General features: G+C 76.0%; 20 protein-coding genes. 2 read left to right on the top strand and 18 right to left on the bottom strand.

What is annotated here, in order from left to right; translation table 11 throughout:
• Nucleotides 1-94: 94 nt before the first annotated feature.
• The gene (locus ACZ5OX_RS20570; protein WP_465631731.1) at nucleotides 95-1,252 is read right to left on the bottom strand and encodes a PP2C family protein-serine/threonine phosphatase; all 1,158 of its coding nucleotides are present in this window, start codon (nucleotides 1,250-1,252) and stop codon (nucleotides 95-97) included.
• Between the two features lie 289 nt (nucleotides 1,253-1,541).
• Between ACZ5OX_RS20570 and ACZ5OX_RS20565 the strand changes: the two genes are divergently transcribed.
• A complete protein-coding gene (locus ACZ5OX_RS20565) occupies nucleotides 1,542-2,033 on the top strand; it encodes a signal peptide protein (RefSeq protein WP_465631729.1) in 492 nt (163 codons plus the stop codon).
• A 435-nt stretch (nucleotides 2,034-2,468) separates the two neighbouring features.
• Here the strand turns inward: ACZ5OX_RS20565 and ACZ5OX_RS20560 are convergent, their stop codons facing one another.
• The 10 genes from ACZ5OX_RS20560 to ACZ5OX_RS20515 all read right to left on the bottom strand — a co-directional run bounded on the left by ACZ5OX_RS20560 (nucleotide 2,469) and on the right by ACZ5OX_RS20515 (nucleotide 11,689).
• Nucleotides 2,469-3,488: a winged helix-turn-helix domain-containing protein gene (locus tag ACZ5OX_RS20560; protein WP_465631728.1), complete on the bottom strand. Its 1,020-nt coding sequence runs from the start codon at nucleotides 3,486-3,488 to the stop codon at nucleotides 2,469-2,471.
• A gap of 28 nt (nucleotides 3,489-3,516) precedes the next feature.
• Nucleotides 3,517-4,818: an NADase-type glycan-binding domain-containing protein gene (locus ACZ5OX_RS20555; RefSeq protein ID WP_465631726.1), complete on the bottom strand. Its 1,302-nt coding sequence runs from the start codon at nucleotides 4,816-4,818 to the stop codon at nucleotides 3,517-3,519.
• A gap of 3 nt (nucleotides 4,819-4,821) precedes the next feature.
• Nucleotides 4,822-5,385, bottom strand: a complete 564-nt coding sequence (locus ACZ5OX_RS20550) for a phage tail protein (RefSeq protein WP_449806765.1) — start codon at nucleotides 5,383-5,385, stop codon at nucleotides 4,822-4,824.
• Entirely contained in the window at nucleotides 5,382-7,340 is a 1,959-nt protein-coding gene (locus ACZ5OX_RS20545; RefSeq protein WP_465631724.1) for a putative baseplate assembly protein, read from the bottom strand. The genes ACZ5OX_RS20550 and ACZ5OX_RS20545 overlap by 4 nt, the downstream gene beginning before the upstream one ends.
• Complete coding sequence (locus ACZ5OX_RS20540) at nucleotides 7,340-7,777, bottom strand: GPW/gp25 family protein (protein ID WP_465631722.1); 438 nt, start codon at nucleotides 7,775-7,777, stop codon at nucleotides 7,340-7,342. Before ACZ5OX_RS20540 ends, ACZ5OX_RS20545 begins: the two co-directional genes overlap by 1 nt.
• A gap of 2 nt (nucleotides 7,778-7,779) precedes the next feature.
• Nucleotides 7,780-8,091 carry a PAAR domain-containing protein gene (locus ACZ5OX_RS20535; protein ID WP_465631720.1) on the bottom strand — a complete coding sequence of 104 codons (312 nt, stop codon included), beginning with the start codon at nucleotides 8,089-8,091 and terminating at the stop codon, nucleotides 7,780-7,782.
• 75 nt (nucleotides 8,092-8,166) lie between these two features.
• Complete coding sequence (locus tag ACZ5OX_RS20530) at nucleotides 8,167-9,945, bottom strand: VgrG-related protein (RefSeq protein WP_465631718.1); 1,779 nt, start codon at nucleotides 9,943-9,945, stop codon at nucleotides 8,167-8,169.
• The gene (locus tag ACZ5OX_RS20525) at nucleotides 9,942-10,703 is read right to left on the bottom strand and encodes a CIS tube protein (protein ID WP_465631716.1); all 762 of its coding nucleotides are present in this window, start codon (nucleotides 10,701-10,703) and stop codon (nucleotides 9,942-9,944) included. The genes ACZ5OX_RS20530 and ACZ5OX_RS20525 overlap by 4 nt, the downstream gene beginning before the upstream one ends.
• 74 nt (nucleotides 10,704-10,777) lie before the next feature.
• The gene (locus tag ACZ5OX_RS20520; protein ID WP_359830489.1) at nucleotides 10,778-11,203 is read right to left on the bottom strand and encodes a phage tail protein; all 426 of its coding nucleotides are present in this window, start codon (nucleotides 11,201-11,203) and stop codon (nucleotides 10,778-10,780) included.
• An 81-nt stretch (nucleotides 11,204-11,284) separates the two neighbouring features.
• Nucleotides 11,285-11,689, bottom strand: a complete 405-nt coding sequence (locus tag ACZ5OX_RS20515; protein WP_465631713.1) for a hypothetical protein — start codon at nucleotides 11,687-11,689, stop codon at nucleotides 11,285-11,287.
• Between the two features lie 2,149 nt (nucleotides 11,690-13,838).
• Between ACZ5OX_RS20515 and ACZ5OX_RS20510 the strand changes: the two genes are divergently transcribed.
• Nucleotides 13,839-14,291, top strand: coding sequence for a hypothetical protein (locus ACZ5OX_RS20510; protein WP_465631711.1), 453 nt, complete (start codon nucleotides 13,839-13,841; stop codon nucleotides 14,289-14,291).
• 544 nt (nucleotides 14,292-14,835) lie between these two features.
• Here the strand turns inward: ACZ5OX_RS20510 and ACZ5OX_RS20505 are convergent.
• The 7 genes from ACZ5OX_RS20505 to ACZ5OX_RS20475 all read right to left on the bottom strand — a co-directional run bounded on the left by ACZ5OX_RS20505 (nucleotide 14,836) and on the right by ACZ5OX_RS20475 (nucleotide 23,852).
• Entirely contained in the window at nucleotides 14,836-14,994 is a 159-nt protein-coding gene (locus ACZ5OX_RS20505) for a DUF6760 family protein (protein ID WP_181970396.1), read from the bottom strand.
• Entirely contained in the window at nucleotides 14,991-15,476 is a 486-nt protein-coding gene (locus tag ACZ5OX_RS20500) for a hypothetical protein (protein ID WP_449806758.1), read from the bottom strand. The genes ACZ5OX_RS20505 and ACZ5OX_RS20500 overlap by 4 nt, the downstream gene beginning before the upstream one ends.
• Nucleotides 15,473-15,913, bottom strand: a complete 441-nt coding sequence (locus tag ACZ5OX_RS20495) for a phage tail protein (RefSeq protein ID WP_030290301.1) — start codon at nucleotides 15,911-15,913, stop codon at nucleotides 15,473-15,475. The genes ACZ5OX_RS20500 and ACZ5OX_RS20495 overlap by 4 nt, the downstream gene beginning before the upstream one ends.
• Before the next feature lie 60 nt (nucleotides 15,914-15,973).
• A complete protein-coding gene (locus ACZ5OX_RS20490) occupies nucleotides 15,974-17,506 on the bottom strand; it encodes a phage tail sheath family protein (protein WP_449806757.1) in 1,533 nt (510 codons plus the stop codon).
• A gap of 198 nt (nucleotides 17,507-17,704) precedes the next feature.
• On the bottom strand, nucleotides 17,705-19,861 hold the full coding sequence (locus ACZ5OX_RS20485) for an ATP-binding protein (protein WP_465631709.1): 2,157 nt from the start codon (nucleotides 19,859-19,861) through the stop codon (nucleotides 17,705-17,707).
• On the bottom strand, nucleotides 19,858-20,568 hold the full coding sequence (locus ACZ5OX_RS20480; RefSeq protein ID WP_465631707.1) for a Pvc16 family protein: 711 nt from the start codon (nucleotides 20,566-20,568) through the stop codon (nucleotides 19,858-19,860). The genes ACZ5OX_RS20485 and ACZ5OX_RS20480 overlap by 4 nt, the downstream gene beginning before the upstream one ends.
• Nucleotides 20,565-23,852, bottom strand: a complete 3,288-nt coding sequence (locus tag ACZ5OX_RS20475) for a hypothetical protein (protein ID WP_465631706.1) — start codon at nucleotides 23,850-23,852, stop codon at nucleotides 20,565-20,567. The genes ACZ5OX_RS20480 and ACZ5OX_RS20475 overlap by 4 nt, the downstream gene beginning before the upstream one ends.
• Between the last annotated feature and the right edge of the window lie 48 nt (nucleotides 23,853-23,900).

The raw sequence follows: 23,900 nt of genomic DNA, 5'->3' as shown, positions 1-23,900 counted from the left end.
GCCCCGCGGGCTCAGAACCGGGGCTGGTGCGGCGGGGTGACTCGGCGTCGGACGGAGGATCCCCGTCGGCGGCGCCGTCCACCCCGCCGCGGACTCAGCGCACCGGCTCCACCGGCTCCACTGGCTCCACCTGCTCCACCGGCGGCGTCCGGACGGCGAGCAGGGCGGTGTCATCCGCCAGCCGGCCGCCGGTGTGCCGCAGGACCGCGGCGGCCACCTCGTCGACCAGGCGCCCCGGGTCGACCGGCCCCGGGCGATCGGCCAGCCGGTCCAGGTGGGCGCGCAGGGAGAAGAAGGCGCCCGTACGGTCACGGGCCTCCGTCACCCCGTCCGAGACGATCAGCACCGTCTCCCCCGGGCCCAGCCGCAGCCTCCGCACCGGCGGCAGCCCGCCGGCCAGCTGGGCCAGCCCGATCGGGGCGCCGCCGCCCGGCGGCAGCTGCCGCACGCCCTCGGAGCCGAGCACGTGGGGGCTGTCATGGCCGAAGTTGACCACCTCCACCTCCCCCGGCGCGTCGGCGGGGAAGCCGACCACCACCGCCGTCGCGAACCGCTCCTCCCCCTCCCCCAGCCGCTCCGCCAGCAGGTTCTGCCGGTGCAGCCGCTCCTCCAGCCAGGCCGCGACGGTGGCCAGGTCGCCCTCGTGGAAGGCGGCCTCCCGGAAGCAGCCGACCAGGGCCGCCGCCGCGGAGACGGCCGGCAGGCCCTTGCCCTGGACGTCGCCGAGGATGACCCGCGCCCCGAACGGGGTGGCCAGCACGTCGTAGAAGTCGCCGCCCACCCGGGCCTCGACGTCCGCGGCCAGGTAGCGCGCCGCCGAGTCCACCCCGCCCCACCCCGGGGGCACCGGGCGCAGCACCACCTGCCGGGTGGTCTCGGCCGCGCCCTGGAGGTGGCGGACGTAGTCGGCGGCGCGGACGCGGAAGATGCTGATCGGCACCGAGAGGGCGGCTCCCGCGATCACCAGCAGGAAGTCCTCGGTCCCCTGGGACTTCCCCCAGATGCTGTCCAGGGCCGGATAGGCGGCGATGGCGAGGAGGGAGAACAGCACGGTGGCGGCCGGCCCGCAGAGCCCGGCGGCGACCACCGGAACCATGACCAGCCAGCTGACCGACGCGAAGGTCACCGGCGTGGCCGCGTCCACCCCCACCACCAGCGCGAGCACCGCCAGGGGCACCAGCCAGGAGCGGTGGCCGTACTGGATCAGGATCGGCGTCCGCTGCCCCGGCTCCTCCACCGAACGCGCCCACACGCCGTCCCTCCCCTTCTCGCGACCTGCCCCGACCTCCGGACGCCCCGCGCGGACGAGGACGCCGGGCGGAGGCTGCGCCCAAGGTAAGGGGCCCGCTCCCGGCGCGGGCGACGCCCCGGCCCGGCGGCCCCGGCCGTCGCACGTTCGGCCCATTCGCGGCGCCGTTCCCGGCGCTCCGGCCGGGCCCGGCGTGCGGCCTTCCGGATGAGGGGGCAGGGTGGTGCCGTACGGACCTGCCCGGGCCAGTCGGCGCACCCGCGTGCCCTGGCCGTCGGCCGAAGGAGGCGCCATGCGCACCCGGAAGATCCCCCGTCGGAGCGTGGCCCTGGCCGCGGCCGTCGCCGCCGTGCCCGCCGCCCTGCTCACCGCCCCGGCCCAGGCCGCGACCGGCACCGCGGCCGCGGCCGGCGCCCCGCCGACCGGCTTCGTGGAGCTGCCCACCTCCCCGCTGCCGCGCGGCGACGCGCAGCGGGTGGTCACCGTCACCTACCGCAACGACTCCTCGGCGGACCGGACGGTGGCCCCGCAAATCCTCATCGAGTCCCCCCAGAACGGCCCCTTCCTCGACCCGGCGAGCATCCGGCTCGAGGTGCTCTCCTCGGACGGCCACTGGCGCACCACGCCGCTCGCCAGCCAGACCGGGACGCTGTACACCAAGCTCGTCCCGGCCAAGCTCGTCCTGCACGGCCACCACACCCTGAGCGAGCGCTACCGGGTCACCGTCGTCGGGGCGGCCCCCGCCCAGGGGACGGTCGAGCCCCGGGTGGCGCTCTACGGGTGAGTCGGCGGCAGGCCGCCCCCGGGGCCTGTCTCCCGGAGCCTCGCCCGGTCCGGGAGACAGGCCCCGGCCACCGGCTCAGGGCAGCTGCACCGGCGGGAAGGTCCCGGCCGGGATGCCGGCCAGGGCGCCGGCCATGGCATCGCGCCGGATCGGGCCGGCCAGGGTGCCGCCGAAGGCCTGGCCGACCACGGTGCCGCCGATCCGCCGGCCGTCCAGCGGCTTGGGGTACTACACGGACGACCGGTACCGGGCCTTCGTCCCCGAGATCCGGGCCCGGTTCCGGAGTTCGCGGCTGGTCACTTGCTTCCCGACCGAGTGGCACTCACGGAACGACACCTCCACCTGCTACGTCACGGCGAACCTGATCGCGGTGAAGGACGGCGCCCAGCGGTGCGGGGGCTGCTGCTGCTGGTGCGAGGGTGCGGGCCACACCGCTCAGGACGGATCGGAACCGGGCGGTTCGGTGCCGTCGCCGAGCAGGCCGAGGCCGAGGGCGGTCGGGCTGTGCAGGGCGGTGTTGCGGTACCGGGCGGTGCGGATGAGGCCGGCCTCGCGCAGCACGGTGGCGTGTTCGCTGGCGCTGGAGGGGGTGGTCCCGGCGAGCGCGGCGAGTTCCTTCGTCGTGCAGCCGGGGTGTTCGGCGATCGTCTGCAGGACGGCGGCGCGGGTCTGTCCGAGCAGCGCGGACAGGGCGGCCGCCGTCCCCGCCGGGGCCCGGTCGGGCCCGAGCAGGGCCGGCCAGCCCGCCGGCCGGCTGTCGTCGATCGGGTAGGTGATCACGGGCAGGGGCAGGCCGTGGGTGTCGTCGCTGACCATGGCCCGGGTGGCGAACACGGACGGGCCCAGCAGGACGCCCTGCCCCCGCAGGTGCAGGTCGTGGTCGACGCCGCTGCGGACTTCGAGCACCGGCGGGTTCCAGCGCATCCAGCGGGGGTTGGCGCCGGCCAGCAGGAGTTCGACGCCTCCGCCGAGGAACTGCCGCAGCCGCACGGACCGGTCGGCGGCGTGGCGGTCGACGAGCTGCGGCCAGTGGCCGCCGACCAGGTGCTCGTAGAGCAGCCCGAGGCTGTCGGCGAGTTCCTCGCGCAGCGCCCGGTCGTCCGCCAGGTGCCGGGCCCACCCCGGGACGGGCTGGTGCTCGGCGATCGCGGCGAGTTCCGCCTCGACGAGCCGGCGCGGGGTGGCCCGTACGCGTTCCAGCAGTTCCTCCGGGTGGCCCGCCACCGCGGGCATGAGGAAGGTCGGCCCCCAGCCGTCCGCCGGGACCAGGGACAGGGCCATGCGGGCGCCGTCGGGCAGGCCCGCGAGGACGCTCCGCCGCCACGGATCCAGCCGCGCCGCCCGGCTCCGTTCCTGCAGGGCCCTTGCCGCGGCCATGAGTTCGGAGAACGGCATCGGCTCCGCGGGCCGGGTCCTGGCCAGGTCCTCGGCGGTGAAGTGGATCCGGTAGACCATCGTTTCCCTCCGGTAGCGCGCGCCGGGGTCAGGTGCGCTTGAAGAATTCCACCTCCGAGAGCGCGATGGCGCGGCCGGGGCCCGTCCCGGCGGCCTCCCGGACGGTGAGCTTCACCTGGGTGACGTCGCTGATCCCGGTCGGCACGGTCTGCGGGCCCGGCTGGTCGTTGAGCGCGACCTGCTCGGTGTGCACCTTGCCGTCCTCGGAGGTGACCTCCATGGAGACGACGACGGGGCGGGCCTGCTGGCGGAACTGCTGCTGGTCCACCGAAGGGCCGGTGTGGACGATCAGGTCCACCAGCCGGAACGGGGTGCGGAAGGAGAAGGTGACGGAGTCCCCGATCGCGGGTGCGCCCCAGTACGTGTTGGTGAGGCCGTCGTCGGCCGCGCCGGCCGGATGGCCTTCGACGGCCGCGCTCGCCGTGGTGGCGGAGGGGGTGATCGGCGCGGTGCCGCGGAGCTTGTCCAGCACGTCCTGGAAGGCGACCTTGCCGGCCGGGTAGAGCAGGATCCCGGCGACGACCAAGGCGACCAGCACGAGCAGCGCGATGGTGCGGCGCAGCGCGTTGCCGGAGCCGCCGATCCGCACCCGGCGCCGGAACGGCCAGCGGGTGCGCCACCAGGGCAGTTCGGGCGCGGCCTCGGTGGGGGTCAGCGGTGCGGCGCAGCGGCGGCAGAACTTCCGCTCGGGCAGGTTGGGCGTGCCGCACCGGGGGCAGGGCGGGCCGTCCTGGGTCTCGACGGTCTCGGCCGGCCGGCTGACGGGGCGCGGGGCCACGGGCTTGGCGGGCTGGACGGCCACCGGGTCGGCCTGCGGGGCGGGGGCGGGGGCGGCGGTCCGCGCGGGGGCCGGCCGTACGGGGGCGGGGCTCGGGCGGGCGGGCTCGGGGGCGGGCGCGGGCTCGGGGGCCGGGGGCTCGACGGGCGCCGGCCGGGCGGGCGGCTGCTGTGCCTCGGCCTCGGGTTCGGACACCGGCTTGGGCCCCGGCTTGGGCTCCGGCTTGGGCTCCGCCTTGGCTTCTGTCCTGGCTGCCGCCGTGGTTTCCGCCGCGGCCGCCGGTTCGGTTGTCGGCTCGCTGCGCGCGGCCCGGCGCGAGGCGCTCCGCCGCGTGGACTCGGCGGGCGCGGGCGCGGGCTCCGCCGTGGGGACGGGCGTCGGCTCGGGCTCGGGTTCTGCCTTCGCGGGTGCGGGCACCGCCGCGGGCGCGGCCGTCGGCGCCGCCGCCGGGGTGGCGGGGGTGCCGCGCGACCAGCCGAGGTAGGCGCCGCAGTTGCCGCAGAAGTCGTCCCCCTCCCCGTTGGCCGTTCCGCATTCGGGGCACACCGGCATCCGTCAGCCCTCCGTTCGCCCGGGTGGGCCGGGCAGGATCTCCACCCGGCAGGTCAGGTGGACGGGACAGCCCGCCCTGACGACGGACCGCACCTGGTCCTCGTCCGGCGCCGGTCCGCGCAGCGGCCAGACCCGGACCAGCACCTCGCCGCCCGGCGCGGGCGGCAGCGTGGCGTCCGGGTCGGTGGACCAGGAGGCGCCGCCGCCGTCCACGATCTCGGCTCCGGCGCCGAGCACCAGTCGCAGACGTTCGGTCAGGCCGCGGCGGGTGCCGCGCCAGCGGTGCAGTTCGACGGCGCGTTCGACCACGGCGCGGCGCACCTCCACCGGCCAGGCCGGGTCGACCTCCACCGCGACCCAGGAGGCCAGCCAGTCGAGGAAGTCGGCCGGCGCGAGGCCGGGCCGGAAGTAGGCGGGCAGGTTGTCCAGGGTCGCGAACACCGGGGCGAGGACGGTGTCCAGGCCCGCGGTGAACCGCTGGGCGAAGTCGTCGTCGGCGAACAGCGCCGGCAGCAGTTCGCCGATCGGGTGCGGGCTGGGCAGCCCCGGTACGGCGGCCCGGGTCATGAGATCCCCTCGGCGGCCGTGGTGACCACGATCTGGTGCTGGTGGGAGAAGACCAGGGCGTCCGGCGGGACCTCGACCCGCTCGGCGGGGGCGCCCCGGCGTCCGGTGATCGGGTCGGCCGGGAACAGCCGCACCTCCTCGACGCCCGCGACGGCGGACACCCGCTGGAGCACGGCGAACACCTCCCCGTACTGCACCGCCCGGCCGAACGGCCAGCCCGTGCCGTCCGCTCCGCCGCGCAGCGGGTTGAGGTACCGGTACAGCGCGGCGAGCACCTCCTCGCGGACCCGGTCGGGGTCGGCGGAGCGGGTGGTGAGCCGGGCGACGACCGTGACGCCCTGGTAGGAGGGGGGCTGCACGACCAGTCGGGTGCCGATCAGCCGCCGCTCGTCGAGGGCGGTCGCGACGGCGGCCAGCATCTGCTCGTCGGGGATCAGCTGTTCGAAGCGCAGCCGGTCGCCCTCGTCCGCGACGGCGTCGGGGACCACCAGGACCCGCACCGCCCCGGCCTCCGCGCCGTCGGCGGGCACGCAGCTGATCCGGGCGGCGGATGGCGCGGCCTGCCGGGCGATCAGCTCGAAGTCCCCGGCGGTGACGGCTCGTTCCTGCAGGCGCAGCTGGTGCGGGGCGCGGGCCTTGGCGTTCTCCACGGTCTCGCCGTCGACCCCGCCGCGGGCCGCCTCCCGGTTGTCCACCCGGGCGATGTACGGGACGGAGCTGCGCAGCACCGTGATGGTGCCGCGGGCGACGTTGCCGGCGATCCCACCGCCGGTGCGGTAGCGCGGGACGCGCAGCTGGGCGCCCTTGGGCGGTACGGCGCCGAAGGCGCGCAGGCTGCCGTCGGGCTCCCGGACCGCGGGCGGGAAGAGGAACTCGCCGGTGGTCGCGTCCAGCACCACGTGCCGGTCGGCGGGCGAGGAGTCACCGAAGTGCTCGACGACCGTCCAGCGTTCCCAGCCCTCGCCGGCCGCGACCTCGACCACCGGGGGCTCGCCGTCGAGCAGCACCGGCGGCCGGGCGAGCCGGAAGCGCTGGCCCGCGACGCCTTCGGAGGTGCCGAGCGGCGCGTCGGTGACGGTCCGCGCGTGGGCGGCGGTGGCGGTGCCGCCCACCGTGAACACCTCGGCCCGCCGGATGGTCGGGGACTCGGAGTAGAAGGGCTGGCCCGGCTGCGGCTCGGTGACCCGGCAGCGCAGCCAGCCGGCCCGCCGGCCGGCGACCACCGAGGCGGTGTGCCCGGCGGGCACGAAGACGACCACCTCGCCGGGCCGGTTGAGGCCGCCGGTGGTGTCGCTGCCCGTCTCGCAGGCGATCCAGCGCGCGCCGTCCCAGACCTCCCAGGCCAGCGGAGGCTGGCGCGGGTCGACGCCGACGCCCTCCACCCGGCTGTCCAGGCGGACGATCAGGATGCAGCGCGGCACCACGGCGGGCAGGGCGAAGAGCATGGCGTCCCCGGCGACCGGGCGCGGCTGGAAGCACGGCACGTCCGCGCCGTCGGCCAGCCGGGCCGTGCCGTCGGACTGCTCGCCGGAGGCGGAGACGGTGACCAGCCGCTCCAGCGAGCTGGGGACGATCGGCAGGTCCTCGGCGGTGGCGAAGACCACCGCGTCGTCGGTCTCGGTGCGCAGCGTGGAGACCTCGGTGCCGGCCCGCAGCAGGACGGTCTCGGACTGCGGAGCGGAGAGCCAGAAGTCGACTTCGGCGCGGGCCGCGGCGGGCGGGAAGAGCCGGATGCCGAGCAGGTCGAGGAAGGCGGCGTAGTTCTTCTCCGGCACCCGGTTCAGCCGGTAGAGCAACTGGTCCACCAGGTAGGCGAAGGTCTCGATCAGGGTGACGCCCGGGTCGGAGACGTTGTGGTCGGTCCACTCCGGGGCGCGCTGCTGGACGTAGCGCTTGGCCTCGTCGACGAGCTGCTGGAAGCGGCGGTCGTCCAGGTTCGGGGAGGGCAGGGCCATCAGTACGCACCCCCGCTCGTCGCACTCAGCGGCTCGGCCTCCGGGTGCTCCGGGATGGTGTAGAAGGGGAAGACCAGGTTGCGGCGGTCGTTGGTGGCCCGCACGGTGTAGTGGACGTCGATGTAGAGCGTGCCCTCGTCGACGCTGTCGAAGGCGATCACCACGTCGTCGACCTCGATCCGCGGCTCCCAGCGCTCCAGCGCGATGCGCACCTCGCGGGCGATCCGCCCGGCGGTGGTGCTGTCGCCCGGGGCGAAGACGTACTCGTGGATGCCGCAGCCGAACTCGGGCCGCATCGGCCGCTCGCCGGGGGCGGTGCCGAGGATCAGCCGGATCGCCTCCGCGAGCTCCTGGTCCCGTTCCACCATGCCGATGCCGCCGGTGGCGTTCACCCGCAGCGGGAAGGCCCAGCCGCGGCCTATGAAGCTCCCACTCATGCTCAGCCCCCGATCAGCACGTTGAACGCGCCGGTGGTGACGGTGGCGCCGCAGGTCGTCTTGTCGCCCATGCGGGCCGCGGGCAGGCCGCCGATCAGCACCATCCCGCCGGTCAACGCGCCCGGGGAGGGCAGCACCACGTTGCCGGGGCCCAGGGCCAGGTGCGGGGGGACGACGCAGGCGTGGACGCTGCCGACCACCGCGGCGGGGCGGCCGCCGATCAGCACGGTCGCCACCCTGAGGGCGCCCGGCGGCGGGGTGGTCAGGGCGCCGCCGTGGTCGGTGAGGTCGCCGGTCCGGGCTGCGGGGGGCATGTGCGGTCTCCGTTTCCGATGGTGCCCCGCTGGTCGTGGGCACTCGTCATACTGCCATGGCTCTTTGACGTCCCGTCAATTGATCCTGACGAAGGCCCCCTTGAGCACCGCCTCGGCGCCGCCGTCCACGGTGACCGAGGTCGTCCCCCGGACGGTGACCGATCCGCCGCGCACGTTCACCGCGCCGGTGCCCGCGTCCAGGGTGATGCCGGAGGGCGAGAGCCGCACCGTGCTGCCGGCCGCGCCGCCGAGGCCGTGGACGGTCAGCACGATCTCGCCGCGCTGCTGGTCCAGGCTGACCTCCAACTTCCCGTCGCCGCTCGCCAGATGGACGCCGGACCTGCCGCCCGGCACGTCCAGCAGCTCCATCCGGTGGCCCGAACGGGACACCACGGAACGGCGGTTGACCTTGCCGGAGGCCCCGTCGACCAGCGGCACGTCGTGCGGGGAGGGCCGGTCGACGCCGTTGTAGAGCCCGCCCAGCACGTACGGGCTGTCCAGGTCGCCCTGCTCGAAGCCGACCAGCACCTCGTCGTTGACCTCGGGGCTGACCACGCCGCCGCCCCCGGCTCCGCCCCACTGCACGGTGCGCACCCAGTCGGAGACGTAGGTGTCGTCCAGCCAGGGGAACTTGAGCTTCACCCAGCCGCGCTGCCCGCCGCCCGGCTCCCGGACGTCGGTGACCACGGCGACGGCCAGGCCGGGCATCCGGGGCCCGCGCGGCGGCGCGTTGCCGCCACTGGTCAGCCCGGCCAGGGAGCGGTCCGGGGCGGCGCTGACCACCACGGTGGTGCGGTAGCCGCGGAACGGTTCGAGCAGGTGGCGCACCCCGGTGGCGGTGTAGCGGCCGGAGAAGGCGGCGCCGACGTTGCCCAGGGCGACGGCGGTGCCCGCCCGCAGCCGTGGGTTGCCCTCGGCGACGACCTCCAGCTCGCCGAAGCCGGCCGCCACCGAGGCGGCCAGCGACCTGGCCACCGAGGCGGTCTCCGCCTGGGTGCGGTACGGGGTGTCGGCGACGGTCAGCCGGGCCTGGCCGGGGAACGCGGAGGCCACCACCGAGGGGCTCATGCCCGGTTGCACGGTACGGGAGGTCACCGCGGGCTCGGTGGCGACCAGGGCGCTCTTGGTGGTGACGTTCCAGCCGCGCGCCTCGACCGTGTCCGCCCCCGCGGCGCCGGTCAGCACACCGCGCAGCTCCAGCAGGTTGCGGCCGTACTCCAGCACCAGCGGGTTCTGCGGGGCCGGGGTGGAGGGGGCCGGGGCGCCGGAGGCCGGATCGGGCCGGACGAACTCCAGCTTCCCGTCGTCGTCCACCCGCACCTGGGCGCCGCTCTCCTGCGCCAGGAACTGGAGGAAGTCCCAGTCCGGGACGTTGGCCTGGGAGAGCTGCTGGTGGACGACCGGGAAGGAGTCGATCCTCCCGCAGGTCAGGCCCGCTCCCGTGGCGACCTCGCGGACGATGTCGGCGGTCGTCATGTTCCGGAAGGCCTTCACCCGGCGCCCGCGCATCAGCCGGTGGGTGACCGCCGAGGCCCGCACCACGGTGTACGAGCCGGTGGTGTCCACCTCCAGCTCCAGCGCGGTCACCTCGCCGGTGAACAGCCGCGCCCGGGTGTTGCCCTGCACGGTGACCACGGAGACCTTCAGCGGGGTGCCGATGGTGATCCCGGTGGCGGCGAGGAAGGCGTGGTCGGCGTCCCGGAAGGACAGCACGGCGGTGTCGGGCAGGCCGACGCTCTCCTCGATGTCGCAGGAGACCAGCTGGGTCACCCAGATCGGCGGCAGCGGGCCCGGCGCCTCGACGACGGGATCGGCGGCGAAGGAGCGGCCGCCGCGGGCCTCGGGAGTGGTCATGGCCGTCCGCCCTGGGTGGGTTCGCTCCGGGTGTGGTTCCCGGCGCGGCTCTGGGTGAGTTCCTCGATGCCCGGCACGATCAGGTCCGCTCCGGGGACGAGCGCCATCGGGTCGTCGATGTCGTTGGCCTCGGCGATGGTGCGCCAGGCGGTGGCGTCCCCGTACGCGCGCCAGGCGAGCAGCGGCAGGCTGTCGCCGGCGATCACCCGATGGGTGCTGCGGGCCTCCGGGGAGCCGGAGGTGGGGTTCTGCCCGGCCGGGTCGACGCTGGCCTCGTCGATGGTCAGCGAGCAGACCGCCCGCAGCGGCTTCCCGTCGACGTCGAAGAGCGAGTAGGTGACCGAGAGGCCGGTCAGCACCCCGTTGAACGAGGTGGTCTTCAGGGTGCCCCAGTCCAGCCGGATCCACGGGCTGGCCGGTGTCTTGCGCGCCAGGCTGGCCGGGGTGGGCACGCAGGCCGTCATCAGCTGCTCCACCGCCCGTTCCACCGAGTTGTCGTGGGTCGCGGTGGAGTCCAGGAACACGTCGAGGGAGAGCGAGCGCGGACCGCTGCCGACGAACTCGGGCAGTGCGGACTCCCCCGCCATCCGGGACGGGGTGCGCCGCCACTCGGTGGTCTTGCTCAGCCGCAGGGTCGCCGGGTTGAACTGGAGGCGCAGCTGGGCGAGCATGCCGCCGGGCTGGGCGCCGACCGTGGACGGTGGCTCCATGATGGTCAGTTGGGCCCGGGTGACGCTGGCGGGGACCGCCGGGGACATCCTGGTGCTCCTTCCGCGGGTCGGGGGTGGACGGGGGTTCGGGAGGGGTGGACGGGGGTTCGGGAGGAGTGGGGTCAGGAGGGGCGCAGGCCCGCGTGGGCGATCTCCAGGGTCTCCATCGCGGCCTGGGAGTTGGCGGGGTCGAAGGACGGCCCCTCCCAGCGCACCGGGACGATCCCCAGCACCTGCCAACCGACGATCCGGCTCAGGTCCGGCCGCAGCGCCACGATCTCGCCGTCCTTGGGCTCGACCTTGCGGACGATCTCGGACAGCCAGCGGGCGATCTTGGTGGTGTCCGCGGTGACCGCGCGGGTCAGCGTGATGTTCGACCACGTGATGCGCCCCGGCAGCTGCCACGCGAAGCCGTTGTTGCCGCCCTCCGCGTACTGCTCGATCTCGACCTGGGCGCCGAGCCCCGAGCAGGTGGTGAACTCGCCGAGGTCGTTGCCGCCGATGGTCAGACTGAAGAACACACTGGACGCGAAGATGTTGTCGGTCATCGCTTCTGCTCCCTGCTTCCGGTCACGTCGCTGCTGCGGCCTCCTGACGGCCGTTCACCTGGTCCGCGTCGCGGCCCGCGCTCAGCGGCGCATGTCGTACGGTTTGCCGCTGCGCTCCCGGCCCCTGCGCAACTCGGTGCGCAGCAGCCGGCCGACGGGTTCGACCAGGCGCCGGGCCAGTTCGTCGAGGTCGGACGGGTCGGCGGGTGACTTGGCGTGCGGCCCGTCGGGGGCCTTCGCCGGGGGTTCCGCGGCCCGCTGCACCGTGGTGGGGGTGCGCGCGGGCACGGCGGTCAGCGGGATCCCGGCCAGGCCGTTCTGCTCGGCCACGCGCTGCAGCGCCCTGGCCGTGCCGGGCGTGGGCGGGACGGGCCGCGCGGGCGGTGTGGACCGTACGGCGGGGGCGTTCGCGGCCTGCCCGGTCGGCAGGGACCAGGACACCACGGGTACGGACGCGGACGCGGACGCGGACGCGGACGTGGACACGCCGGCGGACTGCGGTCCCGCCGACCAGAGCGCGCCCGCCGGGGACGCGGGGGTGGGCGGCTGCGCCGGGGACGGCTGCGGGGGGTGGGAGGTGGCCGGGAGGCGCTGGATCGACCGGGCCGCCGGGGGCGTCACGGGCCGGAGCCGGACGACCGGCGGGCGCGCGGCGGACGTCGGCACCGTGGCTCGCTGCAGGACCGATCGCCCCGGGATCGTGACGTCTGGCTGAGGCCACGCCGGGGCGCCCGCGTTCGGAACCGCCGCACGGGTTCGACCGGGCAGCACCTGCGGCGCGTGCTCGGGCACGGCTGCGGTCGGGGTGGTGCCGCCGGGCACCGGCGGACCTCCCTGCGCCGACGGGTGACCGGCCCGGTCCGAGGACCGTCGGGAGAACGCCCGCTGCACGGCGGCCACCACCCCGCGCGGCGCGGCCGTCCCCGGGGCGGGGAACCGCCCCGGGGTCGTCCGTGCGGCCGACTGCCCGGTTGCCGACCCCCCGGTTGCCGGGCCGCCGGTTGCCGGGCCACCGTCGCGGCCGCCCGGCGAGGGCCGGTCCTGTGTCCGTGAGCGCTGCGGCGCGGCAGCGGCCGACGGTGCAGCGTCCGGGTGGGAGGTGAGGGCGTTCGGCCAGGCAGCCCGGACCACGGGTGGCGTCGACGCCGGACCGGCGCCGGACGGACCGGACGGCCCGGCCGACGCGGCCCCAGCGGGCGCGGACGGCGCCGGCGCAGTGGCGAGGGAGACCGCCATCCGGCGGTCTCCGAGCAACCCGCGCCGCGCGCCGATGAGTTGGACGGCGCGCTGCACGCCCAGGCCGCCCGGGGCCGGACGGGCGGGCACCGTCACGGTAGGCATCGGACCGATGCCGCCTCGGGGCAGGGCACTCGACGGGCGCGCCCCGGGAACGGCCGGCTGCACCGAGGCGTTCGGCCGCCGCTCGGGGCCGCTGCCACTGTCGCTTCCGGATGGCGATGCGGCGGAGGCACCCACGGCCCCCGGTGGGGCAGCGGAGGGCAGGGGGCGTCCGGCTGCCGGTCCGCGCCTGCGGCGCCCGCTGCCATCGGTGGCCGGGACGGCCTGGGTGGCCGGGGCGGCCGGGCCTGCCGGTCGCCCGTCATGACCGGTCTGGGTCGGGCCCTCGGACGGGGTGTCGCCCGGGCGCCCGGTGGCGCGTTGCACGGGCAGCCCCTCGCCGGCCGCCGGCGAGACGACGGCGGGCACGCCGCCGTCCACCGCCGGGGCCGCGATCCGCTGCACCGGTCGGCGCCCGCCGAGCAGCGGAGCGGCGGCGCCGGGCACGGCCGCCGTCGGCGGCAGCGCGTCGAGCGGCGCGCCCAGGCCCCCGCGCGTACGGGCCGGGGCCGGCTCGGGCCGGAGCGGCACCGAGGCAGTGGCGGCCCCGGAGGACGTGCGCTGGACGGACACGCCGTCGACGGACCCGCTCGCGCCGGCGGGAGCCGGATCGGGCCGGCCCGGCGCAGCGCGTTCGGGGGTCGGCGACGAGGAGGGCGTGCGCTGCACGGACGCGCCATCGACGGGCCCGCTCGCGCCGGCAGCGGTCGGTACGGGCCGGGCCGGCGCAGCGCGTTCGGGGGTCGGCGACAAGGAGGACGCGCGCTGCACGGACACACCATCGACGGGCCCGCTCGCGCCGGCAGCGGTCGGTACGGGCCGGGCCGGCGCAGCGCGTTCGGGGCTCGGCGACGAGGAGGACGTGCGCTGCACGGACGCGCCGCCGGCGTTCCCGCGCTCGGGCCGGTTCGGCGCCTGGCCTGCCGGGCCGCCGGCCGTACGGGTGCGACGGGCCGGGGCGGAGGCGCCACGGCTCCCGCCTCCGGAGGGCAGGGCGCCGTCGGGCCGGCTCGTCCCGGCGACGGGAGACCCGGCCTCGGCGGCGGGGACGACGGGCATGGCCGGTGCCCCCGAGGCGGTGTCAGCGGCCCGGGGGCCGTCGGTGGCCAGCGGTGTGGCGCTTGCGGGCAGCGCGGTCAGGGGCGCGCCGAGGACCGGGCGGGCGGGTGCCGCGGCGGGGCCGGTCGCGCGGGCACGCTGGACCACCCCTTCGGTCCGCCCGCTCCGCGCGGACGCGGACGTCGCGGCCGGATCGGACGCCGTCCGTACGGCGGCTTCGCCGCTCGCGGGAGGGTGCGTGCCGTCGGTCGGTGTCTGCGTCATCGCGGCGGGCGTCGGTGTGTCGGTGCCCCGGGCCGTCGGCTCGGTGGTGACGCCCGGCGTCCTGACCGTTCCCGGGACGGCCGCCACCGGGCGTGCGGGCAGCGACCTGGGGCGCCTCGCCACGACCAGCGGAGCGCCTACGGAACGCGGACGCACCGGACGCTCGACGGTCCGGGCCGCGGAATCGTTCGGACGCGGGGAGGCCGCGACCGCCTCGGGCGCCGCCCCGACGGCAGTCGGCGCACTCGGCGCCGCTGCGGCACCGGGCGTTGCGGCAGCGGATCGCGGCGGCGCGGCCTTCGGCGAACCGGCCTTCGGCGAACCGGCCGTCGCCGCAGCGGACTTCGACCTGCCGGGCATGGGTGCAACGGGCGCCGCCACAGCGGGCCTCGGCGCACCGCCGTCGGGCCCGGCCGCGACCGGCTGACGCTCGCCCCCGCCCGCGCGCGGCGGGCGCGGCCCCGACCGCACCGGGAGTCGCCGCAGCCGGACGGAGCGCTGGACCGGCGCGGCCGACCGCGCCGTGCCCGACGGCCCGTCCTGCGCCGACTCCTCGGCCCGGGCCTGGACCGGGAGCACCGGCACGACGAGGTCGTCCCCGCCCGTGCGGGCGGGGTCCGGCAGGCCCGGCCTCGCCACGGCCCGCAGGATGCCGACCGGGGCGGTCGGCAGGACCGCGTGGCCGAGCGGGCCGCAGAGCGAAGGGTCCTGCCAGGCGGTGAGCCGGGAGCGGAACGTCAGGCCGTCGCTGACGCCGTGGGCCGGCCCGGCCAGGGTCGGGACCAGCGGCGCGACGGCGCGCCAGCCCCCGTCCCCGGCCGCCGGGCGCCGCCGGGGAACAGCCTCCCCGGCGGCGGCGCCGGCCTCCGCACCGACCTCCACGCCGACGGGAGCACCGGTCTCCACGCCGACCGGAGCGCCGGTCTCGCCGCCCCTGCGGCGGCCGATCCAGTCCCGAAGCCCCACCCGGCTCACCCGCCTTCGCTGATGCGGGTGTTGAGCCGCGCGATCTCCCTGACCCACTGCCCGCGTTCGCGGTGGGTCAGGTCCAGGATGTCCTCCCGCTGCCAGTGGAAGTGGTACGCGATGTACGCGATCTCCTCGTACAGCCGAGCAGGCGCGTACGTCACGATTCCCCCAGGCGCCCACCGGCGAGGTCGACCTCGAAGGCGCCGTCGCAGTGCGGGCAGGTCACCGCGGCGCGCGTGTGGCCTTCGCTGTTGATCCGCTGGTAGAGGTCCTGGAGGAAGGCCACGTCGGTGGCGTACATCCGCTCGACGACCCCGGCGTGCACGTCGGTGATGTCGCCCAGCCTGGTGATCACGTGGCTGAGCAGCACCACGCTGAGGTACGCCGGGTTCTCCTTGACCCGCAGGTCGATCTGCGGCATCAGCTCGTCGCGGGCGGTGGCCAGGCGCATGGCGCCGTGCCGGTGAACGGTGCCCTCGTCGTCGACGTAGCCGAGCGGCAGCTCGAACTCGAACTCGGTGTGCGGCGCCCGCCCCCGGGGCTGCGACGCCGCCGCTGCCGCCGGGGCCTGCTGCTGGGGCACGGCGTTCTGCGGGGCCGGAGCCCCTTCCAGCAGCTCCTCCAGGCCGATCTTGCGCCTCACTCGACCGAGATCTCCTCGAACACGATGGTCACGGTCTCGGTCGCGGCGCTGGACTCGCCGGCGCTCAGGGTGGGGCCCTCCCAGCGGCTCGCCCAGGCGTTGGTCAGCTGGATGCGCCGCAGGGTGGCACCGGTGGTGTCCTTGACCTCGATGGTCAGGTTCTGCCGCGCGGTGTTGATCGCCCCGTTGTTGAGGGTCTCCTTGATCCAGTCCGTGAACGCGCCGCTCTTGTCCAGGCCGCGGGTGATGGTCACCTCGCCGGGGAGCCGGGCGCCGGGCTGCTTGCGGACGATCAGCTTGCCCTCTTGGGTCACCTGCTTGTACTCGACGACGTCCTGTTCGACCGTCAGGTTGCTGATCTCCTTGACGGACTCGACGTTGTAGCCGCCGAGTTGGACGCCGAAGATATGTGTGGAGAGCGGATCGCCTTCAGCCATGGGTTTCTGTCACCTTCCGATGCGAGGGGTGCCGAGGGGTGGTGGTGCCGACCGGGCCGGTCACTCGTTGACGAGGCTCGTGCTGTCGGAGAACTGGGACAGCCGGAACACCACGAATTCCGCGGGCTTCACCGGGGCGACGCCGATCTCGCAGATCACCTGGCCGAGGTCGATGGACTCCGGCGGGTTGTTGTCGCGGTCGCACTTGACGTAGAAGGCCTCGGCCGCGGTCTGGCCGAACAGGGCCCCGCGCCGCCACTCCTCGGTGAGGAACGCGGTGATGTTCCGGCGGATGCTGGACCACAGCCGGTCGTCGTTGGGTTCGAAGACCACCCACTGGGTCCCCAGGAGGATGGACTCCTCCAGGTAGTTGAACAGCCGGCGCACGTTCAGGTAGCGCCACGCCGGGTCGGAGGACAAGGTGCGCGCGCCCCAGATCCGGATGCCGCGCCCGGGGAACGCCCGCACGCAGTTGACGCCGATCGGGTTCAGCAGGTCCTGCTCGCCCTTGCTGAGGCGCAGCTCCAGGTCCACCGCGCCGCGGATGACCTCGTTGGCGGGCGCCTTGTGCACGCCGCGCTCGGCGTCGCTGCGCGCCCACACCCCGGCGACGTGGCCGCTCGGCGGGACCAGCACGTTGCGGCCGCTCGCCGGGTCGAACACCTTGATCCACGGGTAGTAGAGCGCGGCGTAGCGGGAGTCGAAGCCCGCCTCCTCGTTGCGCCAGGTGCGCATCCGCTGGGCGTTCAGGCCGGGCGGCGGGTCCAGGACGGCGATCCGGTCGCCCATCTGCTCGCAGTGCGACATCACGGCCAGCTGGACGGTGCGCAGGCCCTCGTCGTCGATGTCGCCGCGCTGGTAGGCGCTCATCAGGTCCGGCACCGCGACCATGGTGATCTCGTCGATCGCCTCCAGGCCGCCGAAGCCGGTCCGGGCGGCGGCGTCGCCGACGTACTCGGCCGGGTCGAGCCGGCCCGCCGGGACGGCGGCCGGCGCGGGCGCGGTGGCCAGGGCGTGGGTGCGGCGCTCGGGGCGGCTCGGCGCGGTGCCGGGCTTCTCGGCGACGGCGACCAGCTTCGACTCGCGCAGCTGGGTGACGACGTAGCCCTTGGTGCTCTTGCGGGTCGAGACGTCGTACGTCTCGACGACCTCGGCGCCCCGGCGCACCAGCAGCCGGAAGCGGTCCTCGGGGACGTTCTCCCCCTCCGAGTCGGCGACCTCGACGGACACCTCGCCGCCCGCGCCGGGCAGGGCGGAGAACAGGAACCCGGCGATCTCGACGGGCGGGGCCGCGGTGACGGCGGGGGCGGCGCCGGGCGCCTGCCGGGCCGGGTCGCCGACCCGCACGACGTAGGCGGAGCCGCCGCCGTTGGCGAAGAAGCCGTACACCGAGTGCGCCAGGTAGGTGCCCTCGGTGAAGCCGCCGAACCGCTGGACGTACTGGTCCCAGTTGGTCACCAGTGTGGGCTCGTGGAAGGGGCCGGTCTCGGCGAAGCCGACGAAGGCGGCGACGGCCGTGCCGACGCCCTCGATCGGCCGGGCACCGGACTGGACCTCCTCCACGTACACGCCCGGGGTGAGGTACGACGGCATACGCGCTCCTTCGGCTGGACCACCGCTATTCGCCGGTCATTCGCCTCCGAGTCTGGTGCCCGGGCACCTCCCGGGAACATGTCCGCAGGTCCCGGACCGGGGGCAGGAACCGCTGCCCCCGGCGGACACCCGCGGGGGTCTCCCAGGCGCCCCGGCCGCCCCGCCATCCCCTGGCACCCCGGGCACCTCGGCAGCCGGTCAGCCGTGCCCGGCGTCCCCGAGCCGGCCCAGCCACGGCCCGAACTCGCTCGCCAGCACCAGCCGGCCGAGCTTGCGGTACTCGCCGACCACCGCGGACACCAGCTGCGCCATGCCCAGCGGGGCGCCCGTCCCGGCGGCCAGGTAGGCCGCGGAGACCGCGCAGGCCCGGATGGAGCCACCGGTGAGCTCGAAGTTCCGGGCGCAGTAGTCCAGGTCGAGGTCGTCGCCGCGGGGCACCAGCGGCCCCAGGCAGCGGTCCCACAGCAGGCGCCGCTGCGCCTCGTCCGGCAGCGGGAACTCGGCGATGACGTCCAGCCGGCGGGTGAACGCCTCGTCGAGGTTGGCCCGCAGGTTGGACGTCAGCACGGCGATCCCGTCGAAGGACTCCATCCGCTGCAGCAGGTACGCCGTCTCCACGTTGGCGTGCCGGTCGCGGGCGTCCTTGACCTCCGAGCGCTTGCCGAACAGCGCGTCCGCCTCGTCGAACAGCAGGACGCCGTTGACCTGCGCGGCCTCGGTGAAGATCCGTTCCAGGTTCTTCTCGGTCTCGCCGATGTACTTGTCCACCACGGTGGAGAGGTCCACCACGTACAGCTCCATGCCGAGTTCGGCGGCGACCACCTCGGCGGACATCGTCTTGCCGGTGCCGGACTCCCCGGCGAACAGGGCGATCACGCCGTTGCCCCGGCCGCCGCCCGGGCGCATCCGCCACTGCCGGAGCACCTGGTCGCGGTGCCGGGCGCGCAGCACGAGTTCCCGCAGCCGGCCCGCGGTGGGGGCGGGCAGCACGAGGTCGGACCAGCCGACCCCGGGCTCGATCCGGCGGGCGAGCCGGGCCAGGCCGGCGGCGTTCTGCGCCCGCACCGCCGTCCGCAGGTCCTCGGCCCGCACCGGGCGCCGCTCGGCGGCCGCCGTCCTGGCCGCCACCGAGGCCGCGCGGGCCAGTTGCTCCCGGTCCAGCCGGTAGGCGGCGACCGCCTCGGTCAGTTCCTCGTCCAGCTCCGTGTCCAGTGCGCCGGCCCACTGCTCGGCCCGTGTCCGGGCGTCCGGCGGCGGGACGGTGACCACCACCGGGCTCCGGGCCGCCCAGGTCGGGTCCCAGACCTGCGGGCCGTGCACGACCAGCGGGATGCCGTCGAGTGCCGCGCACAGTTCGCGCAGCAGGGCGGCCCGCTCGGGCCGTTCGGGTTCGAGCCGGTCCAGCGGTCCGAGCACCACGCCGCCCCCGGCCAGGCGTGCCTCGCGGGCGAGCACCCGTACGGTGGCCTCCGGTGGGCGGGCGGCGAGCGCGGCGGCGTCGACCAGCAGGGGCGGCGGGCCGTCGGCCGCGAGGGCGGCCACCGCGATCGGGGCGGCGTGTCCGCTGCGGTCCAGCAGGTGGACGAACCCGCCGTTGGCGGCCAGCGCGCGCAACCGCTCGTCGGGCTGCTCGAAGGGCCGCTCGTGGAGCCGCTCGTCGGGCCGCTCGTCGGGCTGCTCGTCGGACCGCTCGTCGAGCCGCCGGAAGCGGGGCTCGGCGCGGCGGGCCAGCCCGGCGAGGGTGCCGTCGGGCTCGTCGTCGCCGAGCAGATGGGCCGTCACCCGGTCCGGGACGCGCAGGGTCCGGGAGAGCAGTGGGCGGTCGGGCTCGGTGACCTCCAGCAGGCCGCCGGCGACCAGCGGGGCGCGGACGGAGAACCGGAAGCGGCCGGCGCCGGCCCCGGGCTGTCCGCACAGCTCCAGGGCGAGGCCGACGGTCGCCCGGCGGCGGGTCAGGTCGTCGTTGAGGTAGCCGTAGAGCTGTTCGAAGCGGGAGTCGAGGTCGGGGGCGAGGGCGACCAGCAGCAGGTCGAGGTCCACCGGGAGCAGCCCGAAGGCGGCGGCGAGCCGGCCGAGCCGGGAGTCGGGCGGCGGGGCCGGCCCGTCGCCGAGGTCCCCGGTGGCCCCGCGCACCGTGGCGGAGGCCGCCAGGATGCGCTCCACCGCCTCCGGGCCGAGGTACTGGCCGCGGTACGGGTCGTCCGGGTCCGGGTCGTCGGCCCGCCGTTCGCGCACCGCGGCGCGGACCTTCCGCTCGACGCGGTGCAGCCGCTCCCAGAGGTGGTCGTGGTGCGGTCCGGCCGGTCGGTCACTCGGCGGCGCGTCGTTCACCGGCTGTTCGAGGTCGACGGTCATCGCGCCCTGCCCCGTGGCCGGCGGCCGGGCGGCAGCCCGCGTTCCCTGGGCGCGGCGAAGCCGTCCGGCCCCGGGTCGTCGGTGCCCTGGTAGCGCAGTCGGCGGCCCGGCCCGTCGGTGGGCGGCGGCCCGGCCTGGGTGGTGTCGCCGGCGTGCAGCACCAGCCCCTCGGTGACCGGCGGCCCGGCCGGGCTGCGCTCGCCGGGCAGCGGGGCGAGCACCCGGAGGTCGACGGAGGGCCGCAGCTCCCCGCCGAGCGAGGACCAGACGTCGGACACCGACGGCAGGCCGGTGTCACGCCCCGCGATGTCCAGCGCGACGGTCAGTCCGAGCTCCGCGAGGCTGCCGGTGAGCAGCCGGGCGGGCAGGGTGTCGGTGGCCGTCAGGCACTGCAGCACCTCGGCCAGCAGCCGGTGTTCGTCCTGCGGCCGGTTGGTCCAGGCGGTGACCAGGTAGGCCAGCTCGAACCAGCGGGGCGCCGGGCGGTGGCCTGTCACCAGGCCGTCCGCGTCGTACTCGGCGACGGTGCCGGTCTGCCGGCGGCCGGTGTCCTCGCGCAGCCCGTACAGGAAGACGCTGACCGTGGGCGCGTTGCGCCGGGCCGCGAAGTCCCGGGTGGGCGCGTCGAAGACCACCTCGATCCCGCGCTCGGGCAGGCCGGTCTCGGCGAGCAGCTGTCGCAGTGCCTCGTCGACTTCGTGGATCACCGCCGCTCCACCTCCCCGGGCGGGCCGATGCTGCCCTCCACCACCAGGAAGGGGCAGGTCACCGGGGAGAAGCCGGGGCCTTCGGCGGTGATGGTGCGCGGGCCGGTCTCGTCCTTGGGGAGGATCAGCAACTGGCCGGCGAAGGTGCCGTCGCCCTTGGGGCGGGTGGGCGCGGCCGCGGCGGTGATGCCGGGGTTCCAGGTGAACCGGACGGGCGTGCCGGGCGGGAAGTCCACGCCGCGCACCGAGGTGACGAAGCCGGGCTTGCCGATCGGCGGCACCGCGACGATGCGGGGCTGGAGGATGCGCAGCGGGGTGCTCGCCCGGTGCGGTCCCGGGGTGGCGTCGGTGCCGGTGGTGGTCAGCTCCGCGGTGATGGTGGTGTCCAGCGCCGCCACGGGCGAGAGCACCACGCGGACCACGGCGCTGCGGCCCGGGGCCAGGTCGCTCACCGTGCAGGTGCCGGCCCGGCAGCCGGGGGGCAGGGCCTCGGTGGGCACCCCGGCGGGCAGGCCGAGGGTCAGGCGCAGGCCGGTGGCGAGGGCCTGGCCGGTGTTGCGGACGGTGTAGCTGACGGTCACGTGGCCGCCGACGTAGCCGGGGTTCGGCTGGGCGTCGACCGCGATCGTGGGGCCGGCCTGGGGCGGCGGTACGGGGGCGGGCGCCGGGGGCGGCGGCGGGGCGGGGGCGGGCGTGGCGGTCGGGCTGGGTGCGGGGGTGGTCGGGGTCGGTGTCGGGGTCGGAGTCGGGGTCGGAGTCGGCGTGGCCGTCGGTGACGGGGTCGGGGTCGGGGTCGGCGACGGGGTCGGCGGCTCCAGCACCGGCAGGAAGGTGCGGGCGGAGTCGTCGTCGGGGTTCGGGTCCTGGACCGCTCCGGTGACGCTCCAGCCGAAGTCCGGGTAGCCGGGCCGGGTGCCGATCAGGGTGGCGGTGATCCGGATCACCGCGCGCGGTGCCATGGTGCCGAGTTCGCAGCGCAGCGCCGCGGCGTCGCACGTTCCGGTCGGGGTGGTCAGCTTGCCGAGCCTGGCGCCGGTCGGCACCGACACGGTGAGGACGGTGCCGGGCGAGGGCGCGGGGCCCTTGTTGGTGACGGTGACGGTCACGTCGGTGCTGCCGTCGACGGGGACGGCCGGGGTCCGCTCGGGCACGCTGACCGACAGGTCGACGGACTGCTGGACGGCCGGCTCCTTCTGGCGGCCCGGGAGCCGCCAGTCGAGTTCGGTGAGCTTGGCGGTCGCGAAGTCGTAGACCTTGAGGCCCTCCGGTGAGCTCGGCGGCGCGGCGCGGCGCGAGGTCATCAGCAGTTGCGCGCTGTTCGCCGTCCAGGCGACGTCGCGGGGCTGGAAGGGCCCGGTGGTGGGGCGGTCGGGCAGCGGCCGGGTGCAGGCGCCCTGGCCGAGCCCGGCGGGCACGATCACCGTGCAGTCGGCGCCGGTCGGCGTGGTGACCACCACCCCGTCCTGGTGGTTGTTCCCGCCGTCACCGGCCTTGCGGTTGAAGGCGATCCGACGGCCGTCGGGGGCGAAGGCGGGGCTGTCGTCGATGACGTCGCAGTTGCCCGGGCAGGCCGTCCGGCTGAGGTCGGTCTGCCGGGTGAGGTCGTCCGCGGAGACGGTCCAGACGTGCAGGTTGCCGGCGTTGCCGTCGATCACGGCGGTCCGGGAGAAGGCGATCAGCTTGCCGTCAGGGGACCAGAACGGCTGGCCGTCGGAGGCGCCCTGCTGGCCGGCGGGCGGCTGGACGGTGCCGACGATCCGCCCGGTGGCCACCTCGGCGATCAGGACGCGACCGGGCCGGGCGGGCTGCCCGCCGGTGGCCGGGGCGCTGCGGCTGAACACGATCAGCTTGCCGTCCGGGGAGAGCGACGGGTCGGTGTCCCGGTCGTCGGGGCCGCGCCCGGCGAGGTTCATCGGCTGCGGGTTCGCCCCGTCGCCGTCGGCGATCCAGATCCGCTGGATCCGCCCGGCGGGCCCGTCCTCGTAGCGGGTCACCACGATCTGGCGGCCGTCGGGGGTGTAGGTCTGGCGCTCGTACCAGGGGTCGAAGCCGGGGCGGGGGTGGAAGAGCGGGTCGGCGGCCGGGTCGGTGCTGGTGTTGGCGTCGGCGGCCGGGTCCTCGCGGAGCACGCTGATGCCGAGGTCGCGCGGGTCGGACCCGTCGGGGCGCATGTCCTCCACGTCGGCGACGTTGGAGCCCGAGGCGCTGGTCTGCTCGACGACGGGGCCGCCGCCCTGCTGCGGGCCCAGCCAGGTCGGCGAGGAGATCAACCGGTCGGCCCGGTAGAGCAGTTCGGGCGCCTTGCAGTTGCAGGTCAGCGCGCTGTAGAGGTTCACCACGGGCGGCCGGGTCGGGTCGGGCTGCGGACTCGGGTTGTTGGGGTCGAGCAGGTCCGCGCTGAGGAAGACGACACCGGTGCCGTCGGCCGTCCAGGCGGCGGAGCCGGTCTTCCAGGTGGAGCCGGTGCCGGGGAAGAAGGCCTTGTCGCCGCCGGTGGGCGAGGTGAGCATCAGGGTCCGGCCCTGGGCGCCCTGGTCCCAGGTGTAGACGATCTCGTTGCGGTGGGCGTCGTCGTCGACCGGGTTCCAGGTCGGGTCGATCGCGTCCCCGTTGGTCACGTTGGTGACCTTGACGGGCGCGCCGCCGGTGAACGGCCGCAGGTAGATCTGACGGTGCGACGGTTCGCCGTCGCAGGAGTAGGCGATCCACTTCCCGTCGGGCGAGACGGTCGGATGGGTCTCGTCGGCCGCGCCGTCGGTGATCCGGCGCAGCCCGCTGCCGTCCCGGTTGACGGCCCACAGGACGTGCTGGGGCTTGCTGTCGCCGCCGCGGTCCTCCAGCGCCTCGAAGACGACGCCCTTGCCGTCCGGGGCGAGCGCGGGGTGGGCGGTGTCCATGCCGGTGGTGAGCCGGTGAACGGCACCGGCCGCGTCGCGCAGGTACACCTGGGGAAGCGGGCTGTCGCGCAGGCTGGTGAAGACCACCTCGTCGCCGCGGGCCGACGGGTCCCGGTCGAAGTGGATCGGGCCGGGCCCGAACAGCGGGGTGCTCGACTCGGTGCCGGTGACCTTGCCGAGGCCTCGGTGGTCGGTGCCGGCGAAGAGGATCCGCCCGGCCGCCGGGTCGACCGCGGCCACCGGGGCCGCGGCGCCCGGCCCACCGGGGGCGGCGCCGGCCAGGGTCACCAGGGCCGCCGCGAGCGCGAGCAGCACCGCGACGGCGGCCCTGGCCGGCCGCCGGACGGAGCGGGGGGTGGCGGTGGCGCCGATCACGCTCGACCTCACAGGTTGCAGGGGCGGTCTCACCGCAGTGTCCCCGCTGCGGGCGCGTCG

Source organism: Kitasatospora sp. NPDC032121 (genome assembly GCF_055580145.1).
This window is presented reverse-complemented; position numbering and strand designations above follow the sequence as displayed.

Excerpts from the sequence above, each read along its gene's own strand:
- ACZ5OX_RS20520 (WP_359830489.1), bottom strand. The coding sequence starts at position 11,203 with ATGACCGACAACATCTTCGCGTCCAGTGTGTTCTTCAGTCTGACCATC.
- ACZ5OX_RS20555 (WP_465631726.1), bottom strand. The coding sequence starts at position 4,818 with ATGCCGGTGTGCCCCGAATGCGGAACGGCCAACGGGGAGGGGGACGAC.
- ACZ5OX_RS20525 (WP_465631716.1), bottom strand. The coding sequence starts at position 10,703 with ATGTCCCCGGCGGTCCCCGCCAGCGTCACCCGGGCCCAACTGACCATC.
- ACZ5OX_RS20565 (WP_465631729.1), top strand. The coding sequence starts at position 1,542 with ATGCGCACCCGGAAGATCCCCCGTCGGAGCGTGGCCCTGGCCGCGGCC.
- ACZ5OX_RS20530 (WP_465631718.1), bottom strand. The coding sequence starts at position 9,945 with ATGACCACTCCCGAGGCCCGCGGCGGCCGCTCCTTCGCCGCCGATCCC.
- ACZ5OX_RS20535 (WP_465631720.1), bottom strand. The coding sequence starts at position 8,091 with ATGCCCCCCGCAGCCCGGACCGGCGACCTCACCGACCACGGCGGCGCC.
- ACZ5OX_RS20540 (WP_465631722.1), bottom strand. The coding sequence starts at position 7,777 with ATGAGTGGGAGCTTCATAGGCCGCGGCTGGGCCTTCCCGCTGCGGGTG.
- ACZ5OX_RS20485 (WP_465631709.1), bottom strand. The coding sequence starts at position 19,861 with ATGACCGTCGACCTCGAACAGCCGGTGAACGACGCGCCGCCGAGTGAC.
- ACZ5OX_RS20550 (WP_449806765.1), bottom strand. The coding sequence starts at position 5,385 with ATGACCCGGGCCGCCGTACCGGGGCTGCCCAGCCCGCACCCGATCGGC.
- ACZ5OX_RS20545 (WP_465631724.1), bottom strand. The coding sequence starts at position 7,340 with ATGGCCCTGCCCTCCCCGAACCTGGACGACCGCCGCTTCCAGCAGCTC.
- ACZ5OX_RS20560 (WP_465631728.1), bottom strand. The coding sequence starts at position 3,488 with ATGGTCTACCGGATCCACTTCACCGCCGAGGACCTGGCCAGGACCCGG.
- ACZ5OX_RS20490 (WP_449806757.1), bottom strand. The coding sequence starts at position 17,506 with ATGCCGTCGTACCTCACCCCGGGCGTGTACGTGGAGGAGGTCCAGTCC.
- ACZ5OX_RS20495 (WP_030290301.1), bottom strand. The coding sequence starts at position 15,913 with ATGGCTGAAGGCGATCCGCTCTCCACACATATCTTCGGCGTCCAACTC.